The sequence below is a fragment of the Escherichia sp. B1147 genome, from assembly GCF_001660175.1.
Taxonomy (GTDB): Bacteria; Pseudomonadota; Gammaproteobacteria; order Enterobacterales; family Enterobacteriaceae; genus Escherichia; species Escherichia whittamii.
Genome location: NZ_LFHY01000014.1, coordinates 60775 through 87338, shown reverse-complemented (window position 1 = coordinate 87338; position 26564 = coordinate 60775). Strand labels below are relative to the sequence as shown.

Below are 26564 nucleotides of genomic sequence, written 5' to 3'. Positions count from 1 at the left end.
TATGAGCTTACGAGAAAAAACCATCAGCGGCGCGAAGTGGTCGGCGATTGCCACGGTGATCATCATCGGCCTCGGGCTGGTGCAGATGACAGTGTTAGCGCGGATTATCGACAACCACCAGTTCGGCCTGCTGACTGTGTCGCTGGTGATCATTGCGCTGGCAGATACGCTTTCTGACTTTGGCATCGCTAACTCCATTATTCAGCGTAAAGAGATTAGCCACCTTGAACTCACCACGCTGTACTGGCTGAACGTCGGGCTGGGGATTGTGGTGTGCGTGGCGGTGTTTTTGTTGAGTGATGCTATTGGTGACGTGCTGAATAACTCGGATCTGGCGCCGTTGATTAAAACATTGTCGCTGGCGTTTGTGGTGATCCCCCACGGGCAGCAGTTCCGCGCGTTGATGCAAAAGGAGCTGGAGTTCAACAAAATCGGCATGATCGAAACCAGCGCGGTGCTGGCGGGCTTTACTTTTACGGTGGTTAGCGCCCATTTCTGGCCGCTGGCGATGACCGCGATCCTCGGTTATCTGGTCAATAGTGCGGTGAGAACGCTGCTGTTTGGTTACTTCGGTCGCAAAATTTATCGCCCGGGTCTGCATTTCTCGCTGGCGTCGGTGGCACCGAACTTACGCTTTGGTGCCTGGCTGACGGCGGACAGCATCATCAACTATCTCAATACCAACCTTTCAACGCTGGTGCTGGCGCGTATTCTCGGCGCGGGCGTGGCAGGGGGCTACAACCTGGCGTACAACGTGGCTGTTGTGCCGCCGATGAAGCTGAACCCAATCATCACCCGCGTGCTGTTTCCGGCGTTTGCCAAAATTCAGGACGACACCGAAAAGTTGCGCGTTAACTTCTACAAGCTGCTGTCGGTGGTGGGGATTATCAACTTTCCGGCCCTGCTGGGGCTGATGGTGGTATCGAATAATTTTGTGCCGCTGGTCTTTGGTGAAAAGTGGAACAGCATTATTCCGGTGCTACAGCTGCTGTGTGTAGTGGGGCTGCTGCGTTCGGTGGGTAACCCGATTGGCTCGCTGCTGATGGCGAAAGCGCGGGTCGATATCAGCTTTAAATTCAACGTATTCAAAACCTTTCTGTTTATTCCGGCGATTGTTATCGGGGGGCAGATGGCAGGCGCTATTGGCGTCACGCTCGGCTTCCTGCTGGTGCAGATTATCAACACTATTCTCAGTTACTTCGTGATGATTAAACCGGTGCTCGGTTCCAGTTATCGCCAGTACATCCTGAGTTTGTGGCTACCGTTTTATCTCTCGTTACCGACGCTTATGGTCAGTTATGCGCTGGGCGTGTTGCTGAAAGGGCAACTGACGCTGGGGACGCTGCTGGCGGTGCAAATAGCCGCTGGCGTGCTGGCGTTTGTGGTGATGATTGTGCTGTCGCGCCATCCGCTGGTGGTAGAAGTGAAGCGTCAGTTTTGTCGCAGCGAAAAAATGAAAATGCTTTTACGGGCGGGGTGAGTTGTTGTTTTCGGTTCCGGCTCGGGTTTTGTAGGCCTGATAAGACGCGCCAGCGTCGCATCAGGCAAAAAGCGGCAACGAAAACAACAAACACAACCTCACCTGGCATCAAAATTATGAGGGAAAAATGAAATTACTTATTCTGGGCAACCACACTTGCGGCAATCGCGGCGACAGCGCCATCCTGCGCGGCTTACTTGATGCCATCAACATCCTCAATCCAAACGCAGAAGTGGACGTGATGAGTCGCTATCCGGTCAGTTCTTCCTGGCTGCTTAATCGCCCGGTAATGGGCGATCCGCTGTTCCTGCAAATGAAACAACACAACAGCGCAGCGGGCGTTGTCGGGCGCGTTAAAAAAGTCCTCCGTCGCCGCTATCAACACCAGGTACTGCTTTCCCGTGTGACCGACACCGGCAAGCTGCGTAATATCGCCATCGCCCAGGGATTCACCGACTTCGTGCGTCTGCTGTCAGGTTACGACGCCATTATCCAGGTTGGTGGATCGTTTTTTGTCGATCTCTACGGCGTGCCGCAGTTTGAACACGCGCTTTGCACGTTTATGGCGAAAAAGCCGTTGTTTATGATTGGTCACAGCGTCGGCCCGTTCCAGGATGAGCAATTTAACCAACTGGCGAACTACGTTTTCGGTCACTGCGACGCGCTGATCCTGCGCGAATCGGTCAGTCATGATCTGATGAAACGCAGCAATATCACCACCGCAAAAGTCGAACATGGCGTCGACACTGCGTGGCTGGTCGATCATCACACCGAAGATTTCACCGCCAGCTATGCTGTTCAACACTGGCTGGACGTTGCCGCACAACAGAAAACCGTGGCAATTACCCTGCGCGAACTGGCACCGTTCGACAAACGCCTCGGCACCACACAACACGCGTATGAACAAGCCTTTGCCGGGGTGGTCAATCGCATTCTCGACGAAGGGTATCAGGTCATCGCGCTCTCAACCTGTACGGGTATCGACAGCTATAACAAAGACGACCGCATGGTAGCGCTCAACTTGCGTCAGCATATCAACGATCCTGCCCGTTACCACGTGGTGATGGATGAACTTAACGATCTGGAAATGGGCAAAATTCTTGGTGCCTGTGAACTCACCGTCGGTACGCGTCTGCACTCCGCCATTATCTCCATGAACTTTGCCACTCCGGCAATTGCTATCAACTACGAACATAAATCCGCCGGGATTATGCAGCAACTGGGACTGCCTGAGTTGGCGATTGATATCCGTCATTTATTAGACGGCAGCCTACAAGCGATGGTTGCGGATACCTTAGGCCAGCTTCCGGCGCTGAACGCACGAGTTAGCGAAGCCATCAACCGTGAGCGAAAGACGGGGATGCAGATGGTGCAATCCGTACTGGAACGCATTGGGGAGGTGAAATGAAGGTCGGCTTCTTTTTACTGAAATTTCCGCTGTCGTCGGAAACCTTCGTCCTCAACCAAATTACCGCGTTTATTGATATGGGCTTTGAGGTGGAGATTGTCGCGTTGCAAAAAGGGGACTTGCAAAATACCCATGCGGCGTGGACGAAATACAACCTTGCCGCCAGAACCCGCTGGTTGCAGGACGAACCTACGGGCAAAGTGGCGAAGCTGCGCCACCGCGCCAGCCAGACGTTACGCGGCATTCATCGTAAAAATACCTGGCAGGCGCTTAACATAAAACGCTATGGCGCCGAGTCGCGGAACCTGATTTTGTCTGCCATTTGCGGGCAGGTTACAACACCGTTTCGCGCCGATGTCTTTATCGCTCACTTTGGTCCGGCGGGGGTAACCGCTGCAAAATTGCGCGAACTTGGCGTAATAGGCGGCAAAATCGCTACCATCTTCCACGGCATCGATATCTCCAGCCGGGAAGTGCTCAACCACTACACACCCGAATATCAGCAATTGTTCCGCCGTGGCGATTTGATGTTACCGATCAGCGATCTGTGGGCCGGAAGGCTACAAAAGATGGGCTGTCCGAGGGAAAAAATCGCCGTATCGCGCATGGGCGTGGACACGACGCGCTTTAGCCCGCGTCCGGTTAAAGCGCCCGCAACACCGCTGGAGATTATTTCCGTCGCACGCTTAACCGAGAAGAAAGGGCTGCATGTGGCGATCGAAGCCTGCCGTCAGTTGAAAGAGCAGGGCGTGGCGTTTCGCTATCGCATTCTCGGCATCGGCCCGTGGGAACGACGCCTGCGCACACTCATCGAGCAATATCAACTGGAAGATGTGGTGGAGATGCCGGGTTTTAAACCGAGCCACGAAGTTAAGGCGATGCTCGACGACGCGGATGTCTTCCTGTTGCCATCGGTTACGGGAGCGGACGGCGATATGGAAGGGATACCCGTGGCGCTAATGGAAGCGATGGCGGTCGGCATTCCGGTGGTTTCTACTCTGCATAGCGGTATTCCGGAACTGGTGGAGGCCGATAAATCTGGCTGGCTGGTGCCTGAGAACGATGCTCGCGCACTGGCGCAACGACTGGCGGCGTTTAGCCAACTGGACACCGACGAACTGGCTCCGGTGGTCAAACGCGCTCGCGAAAAAGTCGAACATGATTTTAACCAGCAGGTGATTAACCGAGAACTCGCCAGCTTGCTGCAGGCTTTATAGAGGAGAACGTATGCCATTGAAAAAACTCTCCCGACGCGCCTTTCTGACGGCAAGCTCTGCGCTTGCCTTCCTCCATACTCCTTTCGCCCGCGCACTTTCTACGCGACAAAGCGTTAATATCAACGACTACAATCCGCACGACTGGATCGCCTCGTTCAAGCAGGCCTTCAGCGAAGGGCAAACGGTCGTCGTGCCTGCCGGATTCGTTTGCGACAATATCAACACTGGTATCTTCATTCCACCAGGCAAAACACTGCGAGTCCAGGGAAGTCTGCGCGGCAACGGCAGAGGGCGATTTGTCTTGCAGGACGGCAGCCAGGTGACAGGGGAGAAGGGCGGCAGTATGCATAACATCACCCTTGATGTGCGCGGTTCTGACTGCACCATTAAAGGGCTGGCGATGAGCGGCTTTGGCCCGGTAACGCAAATTTATATCGGCGGCAAAAACAAACGGGTCATGCGTAACCTGACTATTGATAACCTCACTGTCAGCCACGCTAACTACGCCATCTTACGCCAGGGATTTCATAACCAGATTATCGGTGCCAAAATCACTAACTGTAAATTCACCGACTTACAGGGCGACGCCATCGAATGGAACGTGGCAATCAATGATCGCGACATTTTGATATCAGACCACGTTATTGAGCGCATCAACTGTACTAATGGCAAAATCAACTGGGGTATCGGAATAGGGCTGGCAGGAAGTACTTATGATAATAACTACCCGGAAGACCAGGCGGTTAAAAACTTTGTCGTGGCGAATATCACGGGATCGGATTGTCGGCAATTGATTCATGTTGAGAACGGTAAACACTTCGTCATCCGTAATATCAAGGCTCATAATATTACGCCAGCTTTCAGCAAGAAAGCGGGTATTGATAACGCCACGGTAGCGATATATGGATGTGATAACTTTGTTATTGACAATATAGAAATGACCAATAGTGCCGGAATGTTAATCGGTTACGGAGTCATTAAAGGTAAGTATCTCTCAATACCACAAAACTTCAGACTGAATAATATTCATCTTGATAATACTCACCTTGCCTGGAAATTGCGCGGAATCCAAATTTCCGCAGGGAATGCTGTCTCATTCGTGGCGTTGACCAACATTGAAATGAAGCGTGCTTCGCTGGAGCTTCACAACAAGCCGCAGCATCTTTTTATGCGTAATATCAACGTAATGCAAGAATCCACCGCGGGCCCGGCATTGACCATGAATTTCGACCTGCGTAAGGACGTTCGTGGTGTCTTTATGGCAAAGAACGAGACGCTGCTGTCACTGATAAGTGTTCATGCGGTGAATGAAAATGGGCAAAGCTCCGTCGATATCGACAGGATTAATCACCATATCGTTAATGTGGAAAAGATAAACTTCACGTTACCGAAACGGGGGCGATAGATTTGCGACCATTCCTGGAAAAATGGCACCATACTTAAGAATAACTCTACTGCAATCCTGAGCAAAGCGGCGTAACATCGAAAGGAAATCAGCAATCAGTTCAGGGTAATTGATGCTGGCGAAAAAAAACGAACAAGCTATAATTCAGCAACCATTTTACAGGTGGATGAAATAATGACGAATTTAAAAGCAGTTATTCCTGTAGCGGGTCTTGGGATGCATATGTTGCCTGCAACTAAGGCGATTCCTAAAGAGATGCTACCGATCGTCGACAAGCCAATGATTCAGTACATTGTTGACGAGATTGTGGCTGCAGGGATCAAAGAAATCCTCCTGGTAACCCATGCGTCCAAGAACGCGGTCGAAAATCACTTCGATACCTCTTATGAATTAGAATCTCTCCTTGAACTGCGCGTGAAGCGCCAGCTGCTTGCGGAAGTACAATCTATCTGCCCGCCGGGTGTGACCATTATGAACGTGCGTCAGGGAGAACCTTTAGGTTTAGGCCACTCCATTTTGTGCGCCAGACCAGCCATTGGCGACAATCCGTTTGTCGTGGTGCTGCCGGATGTTGTTATCGACGACGCCAGTGCGGACCCGCTGCGTTACAACCTGGCCGCAATGATTGCGCGCTTTAACGAAACTGGCCGCAGCCAGGTTCTGGCAAAACGCATGCCGGGCGATCTCTCTGAATACTCCGTCATCCAGACTAAAGAACCGCTTGATCGCGAAGGCAAAGTCAGCCGCATTGTTGAATTTATCGAAAAACCGGATCAGCCGCAGACCCTGGACTCAGACATCATGGCAGTAGGTCGCTATGTGCTTTCCGCAGACATTTGGCCTGAACTGGAGCGTACTCAACCAGGGGCATGGGGACGTATTCAGTTGACGGATGCCATTGCTGAACTGGCGAAAAAACAAGCCGTCGATGCAATGCTGATGACAGGGGACAGCTACGACTGCGGCAAAAAAATGGGTTATATGCAGGCGTTTGTGAAGTACGGGCTGCGCAACCTGAAAGAAGGGGCGAAATTTCGCAAAGGCATTGAGAAGTTGTTAAGCGAGTAACAAATTCCCGACAGGAAGTATCGGTCAGTAAGTAATTAAAAACGGCAGTGAAGATTCGTAGCATAAGTTTTGCTCATTGAATCTTACTGCCGTTGTTGTTTTTATAAATACAATGAAAACAGTATGTTAGCATGCGATCATAGTTCAAATTTTTCCAGGATTTTCCTTGTTTCTACAGCTGTTTGGTAAGACAATTAGCGTTTGAATTTTTCATATTTGGCACGAGTGGGTTACGCTCGTCACATCGTGGAAATGTATGCAGTGCTCTGGTAGCTGTTAAGCCAGGGGCGGTAGCGTGCATTAATACCCTATTAATCAAATCTCGAGCAGTCTATTTCACAGCATGCTCTATAGCTATATGGAATAAAAAAGTGAAGATACTTGTTACTGGTGGCGCAGGATTTATTGGTTCTGCTGTTGTTCGTCACATAATAAATAATACGCAAGATAGTGTTGTTAATGTCGATAAATTAACATACGCCGGAAACCTGGAATCGCTCGCTGAAATTTCTGATTCTGAACGTTATTCATTTGAGCATGCAGATATCTGCGATGCCGTAGCGATGGCGCGTATTTTCGCACAGCACCAGCCAGACGCGGTGATGCACCTGGCAGCAGAGAGCCACGTTGATCGTTCAATAACTGGCCCTGCGGCATTCATTGAAACCAATATTGTAGGTACTTACGTACTTTTAGAAGCTGCGCGCAATTATTGGTCTGGTCTGGATGATGAAAAGAAAAAAGGCTTCCGCTTCCATCATATTTCTACTGATGAAGTGTATGGTGACTTACCCCATCCGGATGAAGTAAATAATAACGAAGCGTTACCGCTATTTACGGAAACGACAGCTTACGCGCCAAGTAGCCCGTATTCTGCTTCTAAAGCGTCAAGCGATCATCTGGTTCGTGCATGGAAGCGGACTTATGGTTTACCGACAATTGTGACTAATTGCTCGAACAACTATGGTCCTTACCATTTCCCGGAAAAGCTTATTCCATTGGTTATTCTTAATGCATTGGAAGGTAAGGCATTACCTATTTATGGTAAAGGAGATCAGATCCGCGACTGGTTGTATGTAGAGGATCATGCTCGAGCGTTATATACCGTAGTTACTGAAGGTAAAGCGGGTGAAACCTATAACATTGGCGGACACAACGAAAAGAAAAACATCGATGTTGTACTGACTATTTGTGATTTGTTGGATGAGATAGTCCCGAAAGAGAAATCTTATCGTGAACAAATTACTTATGTTGCCGATCGCCCGGGACACGATCGCCGCTATGCGATTGATGCCGATAAAATTAGCCGCGAATTGGGCTGGAAACCGCAAGAAACATTTGAGAGCGGTATTCGGAAAACGGTGGAATGGTACCTGTCCAATACAAATTGGGTTGAGAATGTGAAAAGCGGTGCTTATCAGTCATGGATTGAACAAAACTATGAGGGCCGTCAGTAATGAATATCCTGCTTTTTGGCAAAACAGGGCAGGTGGGTTGGGAACTGCAGCGTGCTCTGGCACCGCTGGGTAATCTGATAGCTCTTGATGTTCAATCCACTGATTATTGTGGTGATTTTAGTAATCCCGAAGGTGTAGCTGAAACCGTCAAAAAAATTCGTCCTGATGTTATTGTTAATGCGGCTGCTCACACTGCAGTAGACAAAGCGGAATCAGAACCGGATTTCGCACAATTGCTTAACGCGACAAGCGTCGAAGCGATTGCAAAAGCAGCAAATGAAGTCGGCGCCTGGGTTATACACTACTCCACTGATTATGTTTTCCCAGGCAGCGGTGACACGCCATGGCTGGAAACGGATGCAACAGCGCCGTTAAATGTTTACGGTGAAACCAAGCTAGCTGGGGAAAAAGCGTTACAAAAACATTGCGCAAAGCATCTTATTTTCCGTACCAGTTGGGTATATGCAGGCAAAGGAAATAACTTCGCCAAAACGATGTTGCGTCTGGCAAAAGAGCGCGAAGAACTGGCTGTGATTAATGATCAATTTGGTGCGCCAACAGGCGCTGAATTACTGGCTGATTGCACCGCACATGCCATTCGCGTGGCACTGAATAAACCGGAAGTCGCAGGCTTGTACCATCTGGTTGCTGGTGGTACAACAACCTGGCACGATTATGCTGCTCTGGTATTTGAAGAAGCGCGCAAAGCAGGGATCAACCTTGCCCTTAACAAACTCAACGCCGTGCCAACAACGGCCTATCCCACACCAGCCCGTCGTCCCCATAACTCTCGCCTCAATACAGAAAAGTTTCAGCAGAACTTTGCGCTTGTCTTGCCTGACTGGCAGGTGGGCGTGAAACGTATGCTCAACGAATTATTTACGACTACGGCAATTTAACAAATTTTTGCATCTCGCTCATGATGCCAGGGCGGGATGAATTAAAAGGAATGGTGAAATGAAAACGCGTAAAGGTATTATTCTGGCTGGTGGTTCCGGCACTCGTCTTTATCCTGTGACTATGGCAGTGAGCAAACAACTGCTGCCGATTTATGATAAACCTATGATCTATTACCCGCTCTCAACACTGATGCTGGCGGGTATTCGCGATATTCTTATTATCAGTACGCCACAGGATACACCGCGTTTCCAGCAATTGTTGGGAGACGGGAGCCAGTGGGGGCTTAATCTACAGTATAAAGTACAACCGAGTCCGGATGGCCTGGCGCAAGCGTTTGTCATTGGTGAAGACTTTATTGGTGGTGATGATTGTGCACTGGTGCTTGGCGATAATATCTTCTATGGACACGACTTGCCGAAACTAATGGAAGATGCTGTTAACAAAGAAAGCGGTGCCACGGTATTTGCTTATCACGTTAATGATCCTGAACGCTATGGTGTGGTGGAGTTTGATAAAAACGGTACGGCAATAAGCCTGGAAGAAAAACCGCTGCAACCGAAAAGTAACTATGCAGTTACAGGGCTTTATTTCTATGACAATGATGTTGTGGAAATGGCGAAAAACCTTAAACCATCTGCCCGTGGCGAACTAGAAATTACCGATATTAACCGTATTTATATGGAACAAGGACGTTTATCTGTCGCTATGATGGGCCGTGGTTATGCATGGCTGGATACTGGTACACATCAAAGCCTTATTGAAGCAAGTAACTTCATTGCCACCATTGAAGAGCGTCAGGGGTTGAAAGTTTCCTGTCCGGAAGAAATTGCTTACCGTAAAGGGTTTATTGATGCTGAGCAGGTGAAAGTATTAGCCGAACCGCTGAAGAAAAATGCTTATGGCCAGTATCTGCTGAAAATGATTAAAGGTTATTAATAAAATGAACGTAATTAAAACTGAAATTCCTGATGTGCTGATTTTTGAACCAAAAGTTTTTGGTGATGAGCGTGGTTTCTTTATGGAAAGCTTTAATCAGAAAGTTTTCGAAGAGGCTGTAGGGCGTAAGGTTGAGTTTGTTCAGGATAACCATTCGAAGTCTAGTAAAGGTGTTTTACGCGGGCTGCATTATCAATTAGAACCTTATGCGCAAGGAAAACTGGTACGTTGCGTTGTAGGTGAAGTTTTTGATGTTGCGGTTGATATTCGTAAATCGTCACCTACCTTTGGCAAATGGGTTGGGGTGAATTTGTCAGCTGAGAATAAGCGTCAGTTGTGGATACCTGAAGGATTTGCGCATGGGTTTTTAGTACTGAGTGAAACGGCTGAGTTTTTGTATAAGACGACAAATTATTATCATCCTGAGGCCGAAGGCTCATTACGTTGGAATGATGATGATATTAATATTAATTGGCCATCATCATTCGATATCATTCTATCAAAGAAGGATGAAAATGCGCCGTACTTCAACAGAATAATCGGTAATGGAATTATATGAGTTTATTAAAAAACACCGGCTGGAATATTTTAGGCCTGGTTATTCCACTTATCATGGCGATCCCCGTTATGGGGATCTTAGCTCGGTTATTAGGTGTTGAACGTTTTGGTCTTTTCACTATAGCTTATGCTTTAATGGGATATGCAAGTGTTTTTGATGGTGGGATATCTCGTGCAGTTATTCGGTTTGTATCTATTTATAGAAATGACAATGAAAAAGTAAATGTTATTTTAGGTTCTTCTTTATATACAGTAACCGTTTTAAGTATCCTAATAGCAATATTAACTTATTTAGTATCGCCACACTTGGTTGTTTTTTTAAAAGTGTCACAGGATATTCGACATGAAGTTGTAATAGCTCTCCAATTACTGGGGGCATGTGTGCCTGCATTGCTACTTACACAAGTATGGCGAGCATATCTTGAAGGCGTCGAAAATTTTTCTTCTTTGAACATTCAACAAGTTCTAACAAGTCCTTTCATAATATTATTACCATTAATTACAACATGGTTTTCACAAACGCTTATTTCACCAGTCTTAGGGTTGATTCTGGGCCGTTGGATTGTTGCGTTTATTAGTTGGAAACTTTGTTCGCGCCATCTTAAAAATTTCAAAAGAATATTTAGTCAAAAAGTTTTGATGGAGCTTATTAGCTTTGGTGGCTGGGTAACTCTGAGTAATATTATAGGCCCTTTAATGGGGTTTATTGACCGTTTTGCTGTCTCACATTTCGCTGGCGCTAATATTGTTGCTTACTATTCAGGGCCGTCTGATATGGTATCTCGACTTACTTTATTTCCGGGCGCTGTAGCTAGAGCTCTATTTCCAAAACTAAGTTTTGAAACTAAAGAAGAGAGCAAAATTACTTATTTTCGATCTTTAATTCTCGTTTTTTGTTTATCTATTGTTTTAGCGTTACCGTTCTTCTTATTTTCAAGCGATATATTAGGTATATGGTTAGGTAATGAGTATAGAGGAGATGCAGCGGTAGTATTCCGCATATTGTTAATTGGGTTTATTTTCAATTCAGTAGCACAAATATGTTTTGCTAGAATTCAGTCTGCTGGATTTGCTAAATGGACTGGTATTGTACATATTATAGAATTTATACCATACTTAGTTCTTTTGTATTTACTGACCGTCAAATATTCTTTTTTTGGAGCGGCGTTTGCCTTTTCATTGAGATCATTATTAGATTTTATAATTCTATTCCTGGTTGAAAGGATCGGTATCTATAACATGGATAGGATATAATATGAATGTCGTTCAAGCAATGGTTATAATATACCTTTGTTACCTAATTATATGTTTCTACTTTAAGCTTGAAATAACACATCCAGCAGTTGTACATACGATAATTTGGCTTATAAGTGCAAGCTTAATTCTTGTTTTTGCTGAAGAAAAATACTTGCCGAATAACTATTATATAGTTATAGCAAATTCAATGTTTTTTATTTTTTCTTTTATCGGTGGAATTAGTCTTTTTAATAAAAATAAAGTTTCTAAGTTAAATATTGATAAAGAATCTTATGTAAAAGCACTACCATTTTGTTTAATAATATTATTTTATTTGATTATACTAATAACCTATAATTTGAATGTATTATCAAACATATCAGCGTTCCGAGATTATCTGGTTGCTGACGATGGGGCTAATTATGGTTTACTAGGGCGTATCGCAATGTTATCGCTCTTCTCTTCTTGTTTTTTGCTTTTGAGAAGTCGAAGACTTTTCTTAATTAGTACCGTTTTGAGCATTCCTATAATTATTATACTAAGTGCAAAAACTTTGGTTTTATTGTATTTAATAACGATACTAATTTTAACTCCAAACAGGCTAAAAATATCAAAGCTACTAATCTTTGTTAGCTTATTTATTATTTTCTTTATTGGGATAATGAGACTTCGATACCCAGAAGCATCTTTTGATTTAATTTTATATTACCTATATAATTATATTTCAGGTGGTTTTTTGGCTTTTTCCCAATTGCCAGATTCATATAATCAAGTTTTTGGTTTTTATTCTTTCAGAAACGTTTACCTTTGGTTAAATGTGCTCTATCCAGTGGAGATCGCCAACATTCTTCAAGAATGGGTAAATGTCCCATTTCCTGTCAATGTATATACGTATCTTCGCCCTTACTATATGGATTTTGGTTATTTTTCATTATTATTCCCAATTATCTTTGGTTTTTTTTCGGGAAGAATATATGTGCAAAAGTATAGGAAAAAACGCATTTATTATATTGTATACCCGATAACTTTTTATGCAATAGCAATGCAGTTATTTGATGATCAATATCTTACATGGTTATCAAACTGGTTATTGCTTATAATTACTGGCTATGTAATGACTTGGGAGGGGGGATGTCGAAAATAGCAGTTTTGATAGTAACGTATAATCCGGTTATAAGTATATTGGATGATCTAATAGGAAAGATAAAAAAAGCAAAATACAATTTAGATATATTTCTCGTTGATAATGCTAGTGAAAATTCAAACATATTAAAAGCTAAATATAAGGACGAATCCAATATATTATACCTTGATGAAAATATGGGATTGGCTGGGGCACAAAATGCAGGTCTGAAAAAAATATTAAGAACAGACTGCGAAGCAGTCCTTTTTTTTGATCAAGATACTTCTCCCACAGATGCATTTTTTACTAATTTGATAGAGTCTATGTCGAAGTTGGCCCTACAGGGAGAAAAAATTGGTGCTATTGGACCTGTTTTTTACGACACAAGGACAGGAACCAAATATCCATTTATCCTCTTAAAAGGAATGCGAGCTAAGAAGGTTTTTCCAACAGATAATGTGCCACTCAAAGTTTCATTCTTGATAAACTCAGGTATGCTAGTACCAGTAAGCACATTAAAAGATGTTGGGCTAATGAAGGAGGAATTATTCATTGACTATGTCGATATTGAATGGTGTCTCCGAGCTGCAAGTAAAAAGTTTAACTTTTACGCAATTCCTGGTGCAACAATGAGTCATGCCATAGGTGATGAGCGTAAATCAGTTTTGGGTAGAGAAATTAGCATTCACAGTCCTTTGAGACGTTATTATTTAGCAAGAAATTCTATTTATATGCTTCGTTTACCATACGTCCCTCTGGGGTATAAAATAAGAGAGATTTTGTTTTCAGTGTTGAGAACAATGATATTTATATCAACTGTCAATAATAAGAAAACTTATATTGATTTTATTCTAAAAGGTTGGTCGGATGGCATTAAAAGAAATTATGGGAAGTATGTTGGAACAAGATAGATATGATTTTTTGAAATAATTAAGCATGGACAAAATTAACCCATCCAATGGAGAACCAAGTGATTAGTTCGATTACAGTTACATACAACCCAGATATTGAGTGCCTCAGGCAGCAGCTTTTATCAGTATGTAAGCAGGTTGATTTATGTGTAATTGTTGATAATGGCTCAAATAATATTATCGAGATTAAAAATTTAAATCATGAGTTTGATTTTTATCTTATTCAATTTAATGAGAATTATGGTCTCGCATATGCACAAAATAGAGGCATAGAATATGCTATGTCTTTGGGTACACAATATTTATTGTTGTTAGACCAAGATAGTATCTTGAAAGATAAATTTTCTGAGAATATGAAGTACATATATACAAAGTATAATGTTGGCATTTTAGGTCCTTCATTTTATGATCCTCAAAATAATAAAGTTTATTTTGGAACTTGTTATAAAGGACCTTTTATTAGTCGTAAACCTATCGGTGAGGTTACCGACGTGACTTTTGTCATTGCATCGGGCTCCTTTTTTTCATCAGATGTTTTTAAAAAAATTGGAGGAATGAAATCTGAACTTTTTGTAGATTATATTGATGTTGAATGGTCTCTTAGAGCAAAAAATATGGGATACAGAGTGTGCATGACTAATAGGGCTTTAATGGCTCATACAATTGGTGATTCGAGAATTACGATTCTTGGTCGGACAATATCGGTGCATAGCCCCTTAAGACGTTATTATTTGGTTAGAAATAGTTTTTATATGTTAAGGTTGCACTATGTGCCTATGGGATATAAAATTCGCGAAATTTTCTTTAATTTTTTACGTTCTATAATTTCTTTGGCAATAAGTGATAATAAAGTTAATGTGTTAACGAAAATAGGTCAAGGAATATATGATGGCATTCGTGGGAGATATGGTAATTATAAAAATAATAGATGATATTCATTTATTTGCTGTGCCATAATCAACACAAAGAAAAAGTAGTGTCTAAAGTATATTTAATACTAATAATTCACTTTTTGCTATCGGGGCTTAAATCTATACTCATTAGCCAAAACTCATCTTGAATATATAAAGGGAAAGGTTTTTATTTAACTATTAGATGCTCACAAACTTATATGTTAATATATTGTATTGTGTTAAATGTTGGGGCAAGTAGCAGTGTGTGAAAATAATGTTTTGATATATACCAGACAACCCTGGTCGATTGTGTTTTTGTAATGTGCCATTGAAAATTTGGTAATGAAAATTATATTATTTGTTTTTTTTGCGCAAATGTGTAGATAAGTTTGTTTAGAGCGTTTTTTATTAGTGCACATTTAAATAATTTTATAAACAATGATAATTTATTAATTATAATATTAAAGTGTTTTATATTTTAATTGCCAATTTTTTATAGCAATGCTCCACAATAATTCTGAATGGTGTTTTTTCGTAAACGGTAAACTATTATATGACAGCTAGTACAACTAAAGTTTTGCACTTACAATTACTCCCACTCTTAAGTGGTGTTCAAAGGGTAACATTAAACGAAATTAGTGCTTTATATACTGACTATGATTATACACTAGTTTGCTCAAAAAATGGTCCGCTAACCAATGCATTGCTGGAATATGATGTCGATTGTCATTGTATCCCCGAACTTACGAGAGAAATTACCGTAAAGAATGATTTTAAAGCATTGTTCAAGCTTTATAAGTTTATAAAAAAAGAAAAATTTGACATTGTGCATACGCATTCTTCAAAAACAGGCGTTTTGGGGCGAGTTGCAGCCAAATTAGCTCGTGTTGGAAAGGTGATCCACACTGTACATGGGTTTTCTTTTCCAGCAGCATCTAGTAAAAAAAGTTATTACCTTTATTTTTTCATGGAATGGATAGCAAAGTTTTTTACGGATAAGTTAATTGTCTTGAATAAAGATGATGAATATATAGCAATAAACAAATTAAAATTCAAACGGGATAAAGTCTTTTTAATTCCTAATGGAGTAGACACTGATAAGTTTTCGCCTTTAGAAAATAAAACTTATAGTAGCGCCTTGAATTTAGTAATGGTTGGTAGATTATCAAAGCAAAAAGATCCTGAGACATTATTGCTTGCTGTTGAAAAACTATTGAATGAAAATGTTAATGTTAAGCTGACACTTGTAGGAGATGGTGAATTAAAAGAACAGTTAGAAAGCAGGTTCAAACGGCAAGATGGGCGTATAATTTTTCATGGATGGTCAGATAATATTGTTAATGTTTTGAAAGTTAATGATCTGTTTATATTGCCTTCTCTTTGGGAGGGCATGCCATTAGCAATTTTAGAGGCATTGAGCTGTGGACTACCATGTATAGTCACCAATATTCCAGGCAATAATAGCTTAATAGAAGATGGCTATAATGGTTGTTTGTTTGAAATTAGAGATTATCAGTTGTTATCTCAAAAAATTATGTCATATGTTGGTAAGCCAGAACTGATTGCACAGCAATCCACCAATGCACGATCATTTATTCTGAAAAATTATGGATTAGTTAAAAGAAATAATAAGGTCAGACAGCTATATGATAATTAGTGAGACCGAAAAGTTAAAAAAGAACAGATTCTTCAAAGTAATAAATAAAATTACAGTTTTTTTATTGCAATGATTCACGTAACATCTGCATTACATTCAAGCCGCACACCCCGCGGTGACCACCCCTGACAGGAGTAAACAATGTCAAAGCAACAGATCGGCGTCGTCGGTATGGCAGTGATGGGACGCAACCTTGCGCTCAACATCGAAAGCCGTGGTTATACCGTCTCTATTTTCAACCGTTCCCGTGAAAAGACGGAAGAAGTGATTGCCGAAAATCCAGGCAAGAAACTGGTTCCTTACTATACGGTGAAAGAGTTCGTTGAATCTCTTGAAACGCCTCGTCGCATCCTGTTAATGGTGAAAGCAGGTGCAGGCACGGATGCTGCTATTGATTCCCTTAAACCATATCTCGATAAAGGTGATATCATCATTGATGGTGGTAATACCTTCTTCCAGGACACCATTCGTCGTAACCGCGAGCTTTCTGCAGAAGGCTTTAACTTCATCGGTACGGGTGTTTCCGGTGGTGAAGAGGGCGCGCTGAAAGGGCCTTCCATCATGCCTGGTGGGCAGAAAGAAGCCTACGAACTGGTTGCGCCTATCCTGACCAAAATCGCCGCCGTGGCTGAAGATGGTGAACCGTGCGTTACCTATATTGGTGCTGATGGCGCAGGTCACTATGTGAAGATGGTTCACAACGGTATTGAATACGGTGATATGCAACTGATTGCTGAAGCCTATTCTCTGCTGAAAGGTGGTCTAAATCTCTCTAACGAAGAACTGGCACAGACCTTTACCGAGTGGAATAACGGTGAACTTAGCAGCTATCTGATTGACATCACTAAAGACATCTTCACCAAAAAAGATGAAGACGGTAACTACCTGGTTGATGTGATCCTGGATGAAGCAGCGAACAAAGGTACGGGTAAATGGACCAGCCAGAGCGCTCTGGATCTCGGTGAGCCTTTGTCGCTGATCACCGAATCAGTGTTCGCACGTTACATCTCTTCTCTCAAAGATCAGCGTGTAGCTGCATCTAAAGTACTGTCAGGTCCTCAAGCGCTGCCAGCAGGGGACAAAGCAGAGTTCATCGAGAAAGTTCGCCGTGCGCTGTATCTGGGTAAGATTGTTTCTTACGCTCAGGGCTTCTCTCAACTGCGTGCCGCGTCAGAAGAGTACAACTGGGATCTGAACTATGGTGAAATCGCGAAGATCTTCCGTGCCGGTTGTATTATTCGTGCTCAGTTCCTGCAGAAAATCACGGATGCTTACGCCGAAAATCCGAAGATTGCTAACCTGCTGTTAGCTCCGTACTTTAAGAAAATTGCCGACGATTACCAGCAAGCTCTGCGTGATGTTGTTGCTTATGCTGTGCAGAACGGTATTCCCGTACCTACCTTCTCTGCAGCGGTTGCTTATTACGATAGCTACCGTGCCGCAGTACTGCCTGCGAACCTGATCCAGGCACAGCGTGACTATTTCGGTGCGCATACCTATAAGCGCATTGATAAAGATGGCGTATTCCATACCGAATGGTTGGATTAATCTGATTTAATTATCAATGCACTAAGGCCCGGCATTTATCGCCGGGCTTTTTTTTGCCATCAATCTTATTGATTTAATTTCATTGCTTAATACTAACTTAATAAATAGCAGCTATTCTTATAAAGAAAATCTGAAATGTTTTTCGTTTCGTTGACCAAGGTTCATCGTGGCGTTAAAACTTTTAACTCTTATCAGGGTGCTAAAAACATCATGATTCATAGTTAAGTTAATTCTGAGAGCATGAAATGAAAATCACCATTTCCGGAACCGGTTATGTTGGCCTGTCTAATGGGCTCTTAATCGCACAAAATCATAACGTTGCAGCATTAGATATTTTACCAACTCGTGTTGCAATGCTGAATGATCGGATATCTCCTATTGTTGATAAAGAAATTCAGCAATTTTTGCAATCAGACAAAATACGTTTTAATGCGACGTTAGATAAAAAAGAAGCCTACCGGAATGCTGATTATGTAATCATCGCAACCCCGACCGACTATGATCCTAAAACCAATTATTTCAATACATCTAGCGTAGAGTCTGTAATTAAAGATGTTACAGAAATAAACCCTTATGCAGTGATGATTATTAAGTCCACGGTTCCGGTAGGTTTTACGGCCGCGATGCAAAAAAAGTTCAAGACTGAAAACATCATCTTCTCCCCTGAATTCCTCCGAGAAGGCAAAGCCCTTTACGATAACCTTCATCCTTCCCGTATTGTGATAGGCGAACGTTCTGAACGTGCACAGCGTTTTGCCGCGTTATTACAGGAAGGGGCGATTAAGAAAAATATCCCTACTCTGTTTACTGATTCAACAGAAGCAGAGGCCATTAAACTTTTTGCCAATACTTACCTTGCCATGCGCGTGGCGTACTTTAACGAGCTGGACAGTTATGCAGAAAGCCTGGGGTTGAACACCCGTCAAATCATTGAAGGTGTTTGTCTTGATCCGCGTATCGGCAACCATTACAACAATCCATCATTTGGTTACGGTGGTTACTGTTTACCGAAAGATACCAAGCAGCTTCTGGCAAATTATCAGTCTGTGCCAAACAACATCATTTCTGCCATCGTTGATGCTAACCGTACCCGCAAAGACTTTATAGCCGATGCTATCTTGTCGCGTAAACCAAAAGTCGTCGGGATATATCGCCTGATTATGAAGAGCGGTTCAGATAACTTCCGTGCGTCTTCCATTCAGGGGATCATGAAGCGTATCAAAGCTAAGGGGGTAGAAGTGATTATCTATGAACCGGTAATGAAGGAAGAAATGTTTTTCAATTCACGACTGGAACGTGATCTCGCCACCTTCAAACAACAAGCCGATGTCATTATTTCCAACCGTATGGCAGAAGAGCTTAAGGATGTGACAGACAAGGTTTATACTCGCGATCTCTTTGGCAGCGACTAACCTTCTGTAATCAGGGCTATTTTCGCCCTGATTGTCTTTTGTAACTCGTATAACAATTCATTGTTTTTATCATTTATCCTATAGCATTCATGCAGATTATCGCTAAACTATGGCGACCTGAAATTTTCCGTCTGTTAGGGTAATGATGAAAGTTGAAAATAATAATATTTCTGGGCATAACAATGACCCGGAGCAGATTGATTTAATTGATTTACTGATGCAACTGTGGCGTGGGAAGATGACAATCTTCATCACTGTCATTGTGGCTATCGCGCTGGCTATCGGATATCTGGCGGTAGCGAAAGAGAAATGGACGTCGACAGCCATTATTACTCAGCCAGATGTGGGGCAAATTGCTGGTTATAACAATGCCATGAATGTTATCTATGGTCAGGCTGCACCGAAAGTGTCGGATTTACAGGAGGCGTTAATTGGTCGCTTCAGTTCTGCCTTCTCTGCATTAGCCGAAACGCTGGATAATCAGGAAGAACCAGAAAAACTGACCATTGAGCCTTCTGTTAAAAACCAGCCGTTACCGCTAGCTGTTTCTTATGTCGGGCAAACTGCGGCGGGCGCACAGAAGAAGCTGGCTGAATATATTCAACAGGTTGATGACCAGGTAAATAAAGAGCTGGAAAAGGACCTGAAAGATAATATTGCTTTGGGTATGAAAAACCTGAAAGACTCTTTGAAAACGCAGGAAGTGGTGGCGCAGGAGCAAAAAGATCTGCGTATCCGCCAGATTCAGGAAGCGTTGCAATATGCAAATCAGGCGCAGTTGGCAAAGCCGCAGATCCAGCAGACTGGTGAAGATATCACGCAAGACACATTGTTTCTGTTAGGTAGCGATGCACTGGAGTCGATGATCAAGCATGAATCAACTCGTCCTCTGGTTTTCTCGCCTGGCTACTATCAGACTCGTCAAAACCTGCTGGATATCGAAAGTCTGAAGGTTGATGATCTTGATATAAATGCCTACCGTTACGTCATGAAACCTACACTGCCAGTACGTCGCGATAGTCCGAAAAAGGGCATCACTCTGGTTCTGGCTGTGCTGCTGGGCGGTATGGTCGGCGCGGGGATTGTGCTTGGGCGTAACGCGCTGCGTAATTACAACGCGAAGTAATCTTTTTAGCTTTAAAGAAAACGGGCAGGGTGGCGACACCGTGCCCGTTTTTTGTTGCCGGATGCGACAACAGTGTCGCATCCGGTCAGCCTGCAACTCACTGATGCCGTTTACGCAGGTTCTCAATCACCGTTGTTAAGTCCAAATCCTGATCCTGCAGCAATACCAGCAGGTGATACATCAAGTCAGACGCCTCGTTGGTCAGCTCAAAGCGGTCATGTACTGTCGCGGCCAGTGCGGTTTCCACGCCTTCTTCGCCCACTTTCTGCGCAATGCGTTTGGTGCCGCTGGCATACAGTTTGGCGGTATAGGAGGTTTCTGGGTCGGCAGATTTGCGTTCGGCGAGCAGTTGTTCCAATTGATACAGGAACAACCACTGGTGAGCGGTGTCGCCGAAGCAGCTACTGGTGCCTTTATGGCAGGTTGGGCCGATGGGATTCGCCAGCACCAATAACGTGTCGTTGTCGCAGTCCGACGCAATGCTCACTACGTTGAGGAAATTGCCCGACGTTTCGCCTTTGGTCCACAGTCTCTGTTTAGTGCGCGAGAAGAAGGTGACTTTGCCGCTTTCAATGGTTTTGTCTAAGGCTTCCGGGTTCATATAGCCCAGCATCAACACTTCGCCGGATACCGCGTGTTGCACAATCACCGGCATCAGCCCGTCGGTTTTTTCCCAGTCCAGTTCGCGGCGTTGTTGTTCTGTTAACATATCCTGATCTCCACGCCCTGTGTTGCCAGGTACGCTTTTAATTCACCAATATTGATTATTTGTTTGTGAAAGACGGAAGCTGCCAGCGCCCCGTCAACGTCGGCATCACGGAAGGCTTCAAGGAAGTGTTCCATGGTACCTGCGCCACCAGAGGCAATTAACGGCACGTGGCAGACGTCACGCACTTTTTTCAGTTGTTCGAGGTCGTAACCGTTACGCACACCGTCCTGATTCATCATGTTGAGGACGATTTCTCCAGCGCCGCGTTTTTGTACTTCCTCTACCCAGTCGAGTGTTTCCCATTGAGTGACGCGGGTGCGGCTTTCATCGCCGGTATATTGATTAACGTGATACTTGCCGGTTCCGGCGTCGAACCAGGTATCAATGCCGACCACAATACACTGCACACCAAAGCGGTCCGCCAGACGAGTAATTAATGTCGGGTCTGCCAGCGCAGGGGAGTTGATGGAGATTTTATCCGCGCCAAAGGAAAGAATTTTGGCTGCGTCATCCAGCGATTTAATCCCGCCCGCCACGCAGAACGGAATGTCGATCACTTCCGCCACGCGAGATACCCAGCTTTTATCTACCACGCGACCATCGCTGGAAGCGGTGATATCGTAGAATACCAGTTCGTCTGCGCCTTCTTCGGCGTAGCGTTTTGCCAGCGGCACGATATCGCCAATGATTTCATGGTTGCGAAACTGTATGCCTTTCACCACCTGACCATCACGAACGTCGAGACACGGAATTATGCGTTTTGCCAGCATGCGATAGCCTCCTTCACGGTGAATTTACCTTCCAGTAATGCACGACCAACAATTACGCCGCGCACGCCACTACCACGCAGAGCAGCCACGTCGTTAATGTCGCCAATGCCGCCGGAGGACTGAAATGCCACTTGCGGATATCTGGCGCACACCTCTTCATATAAAGAGACGTTAGAGCCTGCCAGCGTGCCGTCGCGCGAAATATCGGTACACAGCACATGTTTCAGGCCGACGGGCAGATAGGTTTCCACCAGTTGTTCCAGCGAAACGCCCGAGTTCTCTTGCCAGCCGCTCACTGCCACCTGCTTGTTGCCTTGCTCGTCAATGCGCACGTCCAGCGCCAGCACTAATGCATCCGCACCGAAGCGTTCAAACCAGCCTTTCACTACGTCGGGTGATTTCACTGCGGTGGAGCCAACCACCACGCGCGCAACGCCTGCTTCCAGTAACGCCGCCACGTCTTCTTCGCTACGCATACCGCCGCCAACCTGCACCGGGACGTTAACGCCCGCGACCAGGGTTTTAATCAGTGGAATTTGCCGTTTAGCTGGATCTTTTGCCCCGGTCAGATCCACCAGGTGCAGCACTTCGGCACCTTGTGCGGCGTAATCCTGTAAGCGCGGCAGCGGGTCGTTACCGTAATCGCGCTGTTTACCGTAATCGCCCTGATGGAGACGCACCACGGTGCCGTCGATTAAATCTAATGCCGGAATAATCATCACATCTCCAGGAAATTTTTCAGCAACTTAGCACCAGCAGCGCCAGAGCGTTCCGGGTGGAACTGCACGCCGTAGAAGTTATCTTTTTGCACTGCAGCGGTGAATGGTTCGCCGTAGTTGCACTGAGCGATAGTCCACGGATTGATCGGCATCGCGTAGCTATGCACAAAGTAAAAATAGGCGCCGTCTTCAATCCCCTGAAACAGGCGGTTGCCAGCCTGCGGGTAAACGCGGTTCCAGCCCATATGTGGTAGCGGCAGACCGAAGTCGGTCATTTTCGGCACATCTTCGTCGATGATGCCCAGCAAATCGATGCCGTTGCTCTCTTCGCTGCGTCGCCCCAGCAGTTGCATCCCCAGGCAGATGCCCAGCACCGGTTGGGTACAGGCTTTGATGAGATCAAACAGTTCGCGCTCACGCACCTGATCCATCGCCGCTTGAGCGGTGCCGACGCCAGGTAAGAAAAGTTTATCGGCCAGCAACACCACGTCCGGGTCACGGCTGACTTTTGGTTCATAACCGTGACGCGCAATGGCAGACTTCACCGAGTTCAAATTGGCGCAGCCGGTATCAAGGATCACCACGTTCATTACAGCACTCCTTTCGACGAGGGCAGGGTGTCGCCTTCCACGCGGATGGCCTGGCGCAGAGTGCGACCAAAGGCTTTGAACAGGCTCTCTACACGGTGGTGATCGTTTTTACCTTTGGTTTTCAGGTGCAGCGTCACGCCCATGGTGTAAGAGAGCGAACGGAAGAAGTGTTCGATCATTTCGGTGCTAAGATCGCCCACGCGCTGGTAGGTAAACTCGGCTTTATATTCCAGGTGCGGGCGACCAGAGATATCCAGCGCGCAGCGGGCAAGGCATTCGTCCATCGGCAGCACAAAACCAAAGCGGCAAATACCGCGTTTGTCGCCGAGGGCAATTTTTAACGCTTCGCCCAGCGCCAGCCCGGTATCTTCGACGGTGTGGTGATCGTCGATATACAGATCGCCTTTAACGCTGATTTCCATGCGGAAACCGCCGTGTGTGGCTATCTGATCCAGCATGTGGTCAAAGAAGCCAACGCCGGTGTTAATCTTGCTGCCGCCTTCGCGATCCAGCCATACCTGAACGTCAATCTGCGTCTCTTTGGTGTTGCGCACCACGTGGGCGTAACGATCACGTCTGGTGAGTTGCTCGCCAATCATCGGCCAGTTCAGGGTTTCGCGGTCGTAGCGTAAACCATTAATACCCATGTTTTCCGCCAGTTGAATATCGGTCACGCGATCGCCAATCACGTAACTATTGGCGCGATCCATCGCCTGTTCAGCCAGGTAACGCTCCACCAGTTTTACTTTCGGCTTACGGCAGTCGCATTCATCGGAAGGCCGGTGCGGGCAAATCAGCACTTCATCAAACTGCACGCCTTGCGAGGTGAAGATCTGCATCATCAGATTGTGCGGGCCATCGAAATCCGCCTGTGGGAAACTTTGCGTTCCCAGACCATCCTGATTGGTGATCATTACCAGCTTATAGCCCGCTTTTTGCAGCTTCAGCAGCTCCGGGATCACGCCTGGTTCAAAGGCGAGTTTGTCAAAACGGTCCACCTGAAAATCACTCGGCGGCTCGCTAATCAGGGTTCCATCGCGATCGATAAAAAGATACTTCTGACTCATCAAACTTGCTCCGCACGTAAGGCGTCAATGACGCGCTGGCTTTCTTCACGGGTTCCGACGGTAATTCGCAGGCAGCCGCTTAAAGAGGGTTGTTTATTTTGATCTCGTAAGATAATGCCCTGATCCCACAAAGATTTAAACACTGCGCTGGAAGCTTTAAAGCGCGCCAGAATGTAGTTGGTTTCGGAGTCGAAAACCTGCTCCACGCAGGGAGTTTCTTTCAGTGCGGCAATCAGGTATTCGCGTTCTGCAATAATTTGCGCCACCCGCTCACGCATGGCGACGATTCCCTGCGGACTTAACGCCTGAGCTGCAATGTCGGCAACCGGCGTCGAGAGCGGGTAGGGGGCGATCACTTTCATCAGTAGGTTGATGACTTCTTCGTTTGCCAGCGTAAACCCGCAACGAAGACCCGCCAGAGCGAAGGCTTTCGAAAGAGTACGCAAAATAGCCAGGTGCGGATATTCCGCCAGCCAGCCCGCCAGCGATGCCTGTGGACAAAATTCAATATAGGCTTCATCGGCAACCACAATCGCCTTACCGCGCGTTAACTCCAGCAGCGTGCGAAAATCTTGCGGATTGATCAGTTGCCCGGTCGGGTTGTTGGGGCTGCAAACATAGACCACTTTTACGCCATCCAGCTTGTCGGAAATGCCCTGCAAGTCCAGTTGCCAGTTTTCCAGCGTCGGCACTGTTCGGCACTCAACGCCAATGGTTTCGGCGCTGACGCTGTACATGCCGTACGTTGGCGGGCAATAGAGAATCGCGTCTTTACCCGGTTCGCAAAAAGCGCGAATCAGCAGTTCAATACCTTCGTCCGCACCACGGCTGACCAGAACCTGCTCCGGCTTCACGCCCGCATACTGCGCGTAATTTTCAATTACCGCTTTCGGCTGGCATTCCGGGTAGCGGTTGAGCGTTTGCTGAGTAAGCTGAAACTCGACGGCTGTGGGATATTCGTTGGCGTTCAGCCAGACGTCGCCGTTACCGCCCAGACGACGCGCCGACTGATACGGCGTCAGGTTGCGGACGTTTTCACGCGCTAAATCGGTAATAGTCACGGTGCTCATGCTTGCTCCTTCAGGGCGTTAACACGCAAAGTAACGGCATTTTTGTGGGCGGTCAGGCGCTCGGCGGCGGCCAGTGTTTCAATGGTCGAAGCCAGCGCGGAGAACCCCTCTTTCGACAGTTCCTGCACGGTCATGCGCTTCTGGAAATCCGCCAGCCCGAGGCTGGAACAGGTGGCGGTGTAACCGTAAGTCGGCAGAACATGGTTGGTGCCGGAGGCATAGTCGCCCGCCGATTCCGGTGACCAGTCACCAAGAAATACCGAACCGGCGCTGGTGATGCCATCGACCAGATCACGGGCGTTGCGGGTCTGAATGATCAGGTGCTCCGGGCCGTACTGGTTGGAGATCGCCACGCATTGCGCTAAATCGTTGGTCACGATCAGGCGGCTGGCGCTCAGTGCCTGACGTGCGGTTTCGGCACGCGGCAGTTCTGCCAGCTGGCGTTCGACGGCTTCTGCAACGCGACGTGCCATATCGGCGTCAGGCGTCAGTAAGATCACCTGTGAATCCGGGCCGTGTTCGGCCTGGGAGAGTAAATCAGAGGCGACAAAATCCGGCGTAGCGCCGCTATCAGCAATCACCAGCACTTCCGATGGACCCGCTGGCATATCGATCGCTGCGCCGTCCAGACGCTGGCTAACCTGACGTTTTGCTTCGGTGACAAAGGCGTTACCTGGCCCGAAGATTTTGGCCACTTTCGGCACAGATTCAGTACCAAACGCCAGCGCGGCAATGGCCTGTGCGCCGCCGACATTAAACACGTCCTGCACGCCGCACAGTTGCGCCGCGTAGAGGATCTCATCGGCAATCGGCGGCGGCGAGCACAACACCACTTTATTACAGCCCGCAATACGCGCTGGCGTCGCCAGCATTAATACCGTTGAGAAGAGCGGGGCAGATCCGCCAGGAATATACAAACCTACCGAAGCCACTGGTCGCGTTATCTGCTGACAACGTATGCCAGGCTGAGTTTCGACATCTACTGTCGGCAGTTTTTGCGCAGTGTGGAAGGTTTCAATATTCTTTACTGCGACCGCCATCGCCTGTTTTAGCTCGTCGCTCAGGCGTTCGCAGGCTTCGGCAATTTCTTCAGCAGAAACTTTCAGCGCAGTAACCGTGGTTTTATCAAACTTCTCGCTGTATTCCCGCAGGGCGTCATCTCCACGTGCTTTAACATTATTGAGAATGTCGTTAACGGTGCGGGTAATGCTTTCAGAGGCGGAGATTGCCGGGCGCATCAGCAGTTGACGTTGTTGCTCCGCAGTACAATTATTCCAGTCAATGATTGTGTTAAAGCTCATGGC

24 protein-coding genes are annotated in these 26564 nt (G+C 45.9%); 17 read left to right on the top strand and 7 right to left on the bottom strand.

From position 1 onward, the window contains the following. The first annotated feature begins 1 nt into the window (after window position 1). The 17 genes from wzxC (at window position 2) to wzzB (ending at window position 20335) form a co-directional block, all read left to right on the top strand. Window positions 2–1480 carry a colanic acid undecaprenyl disphosphate flippase WzxC gene (wzxC, locus tag A9180_RS14800; RefSeq protein ID WP_064529440.1) on the top strand — a complete coding sequence of 493 codons (1479 nt, stop codon included), beginning with the start codon at window positions 2–4 and terminating at the stop codon, window positions 1478–1480. A 127-nt stretch (window positions 1481–1607) separates the two neighbouring features. Next, on the top strand, window positions 1608–2888 hold the full coding sequence (gene wcaK, locus A9180_RS14795) for a colanic acid biosynthesis pyruvyl transferase WcaK (RefSeq protein ID WP_064529439.1): 1281 nt from the start codon (window positions 1608–1610) through the stop codon (window positions 2886–2888). Beyond that, window positions 2885–4105 (top strand): colanic acid biosynthesis glycosyltransferase WcaL, encoded by a 1221-nt coding sequence (wcaL, locus tag A9180_RS14790; protein ID WP_064529438.1) that lies wholly within the window; start codon window positions 2885–2887, stop codon window positions 4103–4105. Before wcaK ends, wcaL begins: the two co-directional genes overlap by 4 nt. 10 nt (window positions 4106–4115) lie before the next feature. Continuing rightward, on the top strand, window positions 4116–5510 hold the full coding sequence (gene wcaM, locus A9180_RS14785) for a colanic acid biosynthesis protein WcaM (RefSeq protein ID WP_064529437.1): 1395 nt from the start codon (window positions 4116–4118) through the stop codon (window positions 5508–5510). A 174-nt stretch (window positions 5511–5684) separates the two neighbouring features. Next, a complete protein-coding gene (gene galF, locus A9180_RS14780) occupies window positions 5685–6578 on the top strand; it encodes a UTP--glucose-1-phosphate uridylyltransferase GalF (RefSeq protein ID WP_016248888.1) in 894 nt (297 codons plus the stop codon). A gap of 371 nt (window positions 6579–6949) precedes the next feature. Continuing rightward, the gene (rfbB, locus tag A9180_RS14775) at window positions 6950–8035 is read left to right on the top strand and encodes a dTDP-glucose 4,6-dehydratase (protein ID WP_064529436.1); all 1086 of its coding nucleotides are present in this window, start codon (window positions 6950–6952) and stop codon (window positions 8033–8035) included. Beyond that, the gene (gene rfbD / locus A9180_RS14770) at window positions 8035–8934 is read left to right on the top strand and encodes a dTDP-4-dehydrorhamnose reductase (protein WP_064529435.1); all 900 of its coding nucleotides are present in this window, start codon (window positions 8035–8037) and stop codon (window positions 8932–8934) included. The genes rfbB and rfbD overlap by 1 nt, the downstream gene beginning before the upstream one ends. Window positions 8935–8992: 58 nt before the next feature. Then, on the top strand, window positions 8993–9871 hold the full coding sequence (rfbA, locus tag A9180_RS14765; RefSeq protein WP_064529434.1) for a glucose-1-phosphate thymidylyltransferase RfbA: 879 nt from the start codon (window positions 8993–8995) through the stop codon (window positions 9869–9871). Between the two features lie 4 nt (window positions 9872–9875). Beyond that, window positions 9876–10430 (top strand): dTDP-4-dehydrorhamnose 3,5-epimerase, encoded by a 555-nt coding sequence (rfbC, locus tag A9180_RS14760; RefSeq protein ID WP_064529433.1) that lies wholly within the window; start codon window positions 9876–9878, stop codon window positions 10428–10430. After that, entirely contained in the window at window positions 10427–11683 is a 1257-nt protein-coding gene (gene wzx, locus A9180_RS14755) for an O19 family O-antigen flippase (protein ID WP_064529432.1), read from the top strand. The genes rfbC and wzx overlap by 4 nt, the downstream gene beginning before the upstream one ends. A 1-nt stretch (window position 11684) precedes the next feature. Then, a complete protein-coding gene (locus A9180_RS14750; RefSeq protein WP_064529431.1) occupies window positions 11685–12809 on the top strand; it encodes an O-antigen polymerase in 1125 nt (374 codons plus the stop codon). Beyond that, window positions 12797–13699, top strand: coding sequence for a rhamnosyltransferase (locus A9180_RS14745; RefSeq protein WP_064529430.1), 903 nt, complete (start codon window positions 12797–12799; stop codon window positions 13697–13699). Before A9180_RS14750 ends, A9180_RS14745 begins: the two co-directional genes overlap by 13 nt. A gap of 59 nt (window positions 13700–13758) precedes the next feature. Beyond that, entirely contained in the window at window positions 13759–14631 is an 873-nt protein-coding gene (locus tag A9180_RS14740) for a glycosyltransferase family 2 protein (RefSeq protein ID WP_077883530.1), read from the top strand. A 514-nt stretch (window positions 14632–15145) separates the two neighbouring features. Further along, complete coding sequence (locus tag A9180_RS14735; protein WP_064529428.1) at window positions 15146–16249, top strand: glycosyltransferase family 4 protein; 1104 nt, start codon at window positions 15146–15148, stop codon at window positions 16247–16249. 141 nt (window positions 16250–16390) lie between these two features. Beyond that, window positions 16391–17797, top strand: a complete 1407-nt coding sequence (gene gndA, locus A9180_RS14730) for an NADP-dependent phosphogluconate dehydrogenase (RefSeq protein WP_064529427.1) — start codon at window positions 16391–16393, stop codon at window positions 17795–17797. 245 nt (window positions 17798–18042) lie between these two features. After that, window positions 18043–19209: a UDP-glucose 6-dehydrogenase gene (gene ugd / locus A9180_RS14725; RefSeq protein WP_064529426.1), complete on the top strand. Its 1167-nt coding sequence runs from the start codon at window positions 18043–18045 to the stop codon at window positions 19207–19209. A gap of 145 nt (window positions 19210–19354) precedes the next feature. Next, a complete protein-coding gene (gene wzzB, locus A9180_RS14720) occupies window positions 19355–20335 on the top strand; it encodes an LPS O-antigen chain length determinant protein WzzB (protein ID WP_064529468.1) in 981 nt (326 codons plus the stop codon). 97 nt (window positions 20336–20432) lie between these two features. Here the strand turns inward: wzzB and hisIE are convergent, their stop codons facing one another. From hisIE to hisD, 7 genes are read right to left on the bottom strand one after another with little or no spacing between them, the layout of a single operon-like run. Then, window positions 20433–21044, bottom strand: coding sequence for a bifunctional phosphoribosyl-AMP cyclohydrolase/phosphoribosyl-ATP diphosphatase HisIE (hisIE, locus tag A9180_RS14715; RefSeq protein ID WP_064529425.1), 612 nt, complete (start codon window positions 21042–21044; stop codon window positions 20433–20435). Further along, the gene (gene hisF / locus A9180_RS14710) at window positions 21038–21814 is read right to left on the bottom strand and encodes an imidazole glycerol phosphate synthase subunit HisF (protein ID WP_064529424.1); all 777 of its coding nucleotides are present in this window, start codon (window positions 21812–21814) and stop codon (window positions 21038–21040) included. Before hisF ends, hisIE begins: the two co-directional genes overlap by 7 nt. Next, a complete protein-coding gene (hisA, locus tag A9180_RS14705; protein ID WP_064529423.1) occupies window positions 21796–22533 on the bottom strand; it encodes a 1-(5-phosphoribosyl)-5-[(5-phosphoribosylamino)methylideneamino]imidazole-4-carboxamide isomerase in 738 nt (245 codons plus the stop codon). Before hisA ends, hisF begins: the two co-directional genes overlap by 19 nt. Continuing rightward, window positions 22533–23123 (bottom strand): imidazole glycerol phosphate synthase subunit HisH, encoded by a 591-nt coding sequence (gene hisH, locus A9180_RS14700; RefSeq protein WP_064529422.1) that lies wholly within the window; start codon window positions 23121–23123, stop codon window positions 22533–22535. The genes hisA and hisH overlap by 1 nt, the downstream gene beginning before the upstream one ends. Then, entirely contained in the window at window positions 23123–24190 is a 1068-nt protein-coding gene (gene hisB / locus A9180_RS14695) for a bifunctional histidinol-phosphatase/imidazoleglycerol-phosphate dehydratase HisB (protein WP_064529421.1), read from the bottom strand. The genes hisH and hisB overlap by 1 nt, the downstream gene beginning before the upstream one ends. Beyond that, window positions 24190–25260 carry a histidinol-phosphate transaminase gene (gene hisC, locus A9180_RS14690; RefSeq protein WP_064529420.1) on the bottom strand — a complete coding sequence of 357 codons (1071 nt, stop codon included), beginning with the start codon at window positions 25258–25260 and terminating at the stop codon, window positions 24190–24192. The genes hisB and hisC overlap by 1 nt, the downstream gene beginning before the upstream one ends. Then, complete coding sequence (gene hisD / locus A9180_RS14685) at window positions 25257–26561, bottom strand: histidinol dehydrogenase (RefSeq protein ID WP_064529467.1); 1305 nt, start codon at window positions 26559–26561, stop codon at window positions 25257–25259. Before hisD ends, hisC begins: the two co-directional genes overlap by 4 nt. Between the last annotated feature and the right edge of the window lie 3 nt (window positions 26562–26564).

What these genes read in the sequence shown, in the direction of transcription:
- wzxC (WP_064529440.1), top strand. Translation starts at nt 2, where the DNA reads ATGAGCTTACGAGAAAAAACCATCAGCGGCGCGAAGTGGTCGGCGATT.
- wcaK (WP_064529439.1), top strand. Translation starts at nt 1,608, where the DNA reads ATGAAATTACTTATTCTGGGCAACCACACTTGCGGCAATCGCGGCGAC.
- wcaL (WP_064529438.1), top strand. Translation starts at nt 2,885, where the DNA reads ATGAAGGTCGGCTTCTTTTTACTGAAATTTCCGCTGTCGTCGGAAACC.
- wcaM (WP_064529437.1), top strand. Translation starts at nt 4,116, where the DNA reads ATGCCATTGAAAAAACTCTCCCGACGCGCCTTTCTGACGGCAAGCTCT.
- galF (WP_016248888.1), top strand. Translation starts at nt 5,685, where the DNA reads ATGACGAATTTAAAAGCAGTTATTCCTGTAGCGGGTCTTGGGATGCAT.
- rfbD (WP_064529435.1), top strand. Translation starts at nt 8,035, where the DNA reads ATGAATATCCTGCTTTTTGGCAAAACAGGGCAGGTGGGTTGGGAACTG.
- rfbA (WP_064529434.1), top strand. Translation starts at nt 8,993, where the DNA reads ATGAAAACGCGTAAAGGTATTATTCTGGCTGGTGGTTCCGGCACTCGT.
- rfbC (WP_064529433.1), top strand. Translation starts at nt 9,876, where the DNA reads ATGAACGTAATTAAAACTGAAATTCCTGATGTGCTGATTTTTGAACCA.
- wzx (WP_064529432.1), top strand. Translation starts at nt 10,427, where the DNA reads ATGAGTTTATTAAAAAACACCGGCTGGAATATTTTAGGCCTGGTTATT.
- A9180_RS14750 (WP_064529431.1), top strand. Translation starts at nt 11,685, where the DNA reads ATGAATGTCGTTCAAGCAATGGTTATAATATACCTTTGTTACCTAATT.
- A9180_RS14745 (WP_064529430.1), top strand. Translation starts at nt 12,797, where the DNA reads ATGTCGAAAATAGCAGTTTTGATAGTAACGTATAATCCGGTTATAAGT.
- A9180_RS14735 (WP_064529428.1), top strand. Translation starts at nt 15,146, where the DNA reads ATGACAGCTAGTACAACTAAAGTTTTGCACTTACAATTACTCCCACTC.
- gndA (WP_064529427.1), top strand. Translation starts at nt 16,391, where the DNA reads ATGTCAAAGCAACAGATCGGCGTCGTCGGTATGGCAGTGATGGGACGC.
- ugd (WP_064529426.1), top strand. Translation starts at nt 18,043, where the DNA reads ATGAAAATCACCATTTCCGGAACCGGTTATGTTGGCCTGTCTAATGGG.
- wzzB (WP_064529468.1), top strand. Translation starts at nt 19,355, where the DNA reads ATGAAAGTTGAAAATAATAATATTTCTGGGCATAACAATGACCCGGAG.
- hisIE (WP_064529425.1), bottom strand. Translation starts at nt 21,044, where the DNA reads ATGTTAACAGAACAACAACGCCGCGAACTGGACTGGGAAAAAACCGAC.
- hisF (WP_064529424.1), bottom strand. Translation starts at nt 21,814, where the DNA reads ATGCTGGCAAAACGCATAATTCCGTGTCTCGACGTTCGTGATGGTCAG.
- hisA (WP_064529423.1), bottom strand. Translation starts at nt 22,533, where the DNA reads ATGATTATTCCGGCATTAGATTTAATCGACGGCACCGTGGTGCGTCTC.
- hisH (WP_064529422.1), bottom strand. Translation starts at nt 23,123, where the DNA reads ATGAACGTGGTGATCCTTGATACCGGCTGCGCCAATTTGAACTCGGTG.
- hisB (WP_064529421.1), bottom strand. Translation starts at nt 24,190, where the DNA reads ATGAGTCAGAAGTATCTTTTTATCGATCGCGATGGAACCCTGATTAGC.
- hisC (WP_064529420.1), bottom strand. Translation starts at nt 25,260, where the DNA reads ATGAGCACCGTGACTATTACCGATTTAGCGCGTGAAAACGTCCGCAAC.
- hisD (WP_064529467.1), bottom strand. Translation starts at nt 26,561, where the DNA reads ATGAGCTTTAACACAATCATTGACTGGAATAATTGTACTGCGGAGCAA.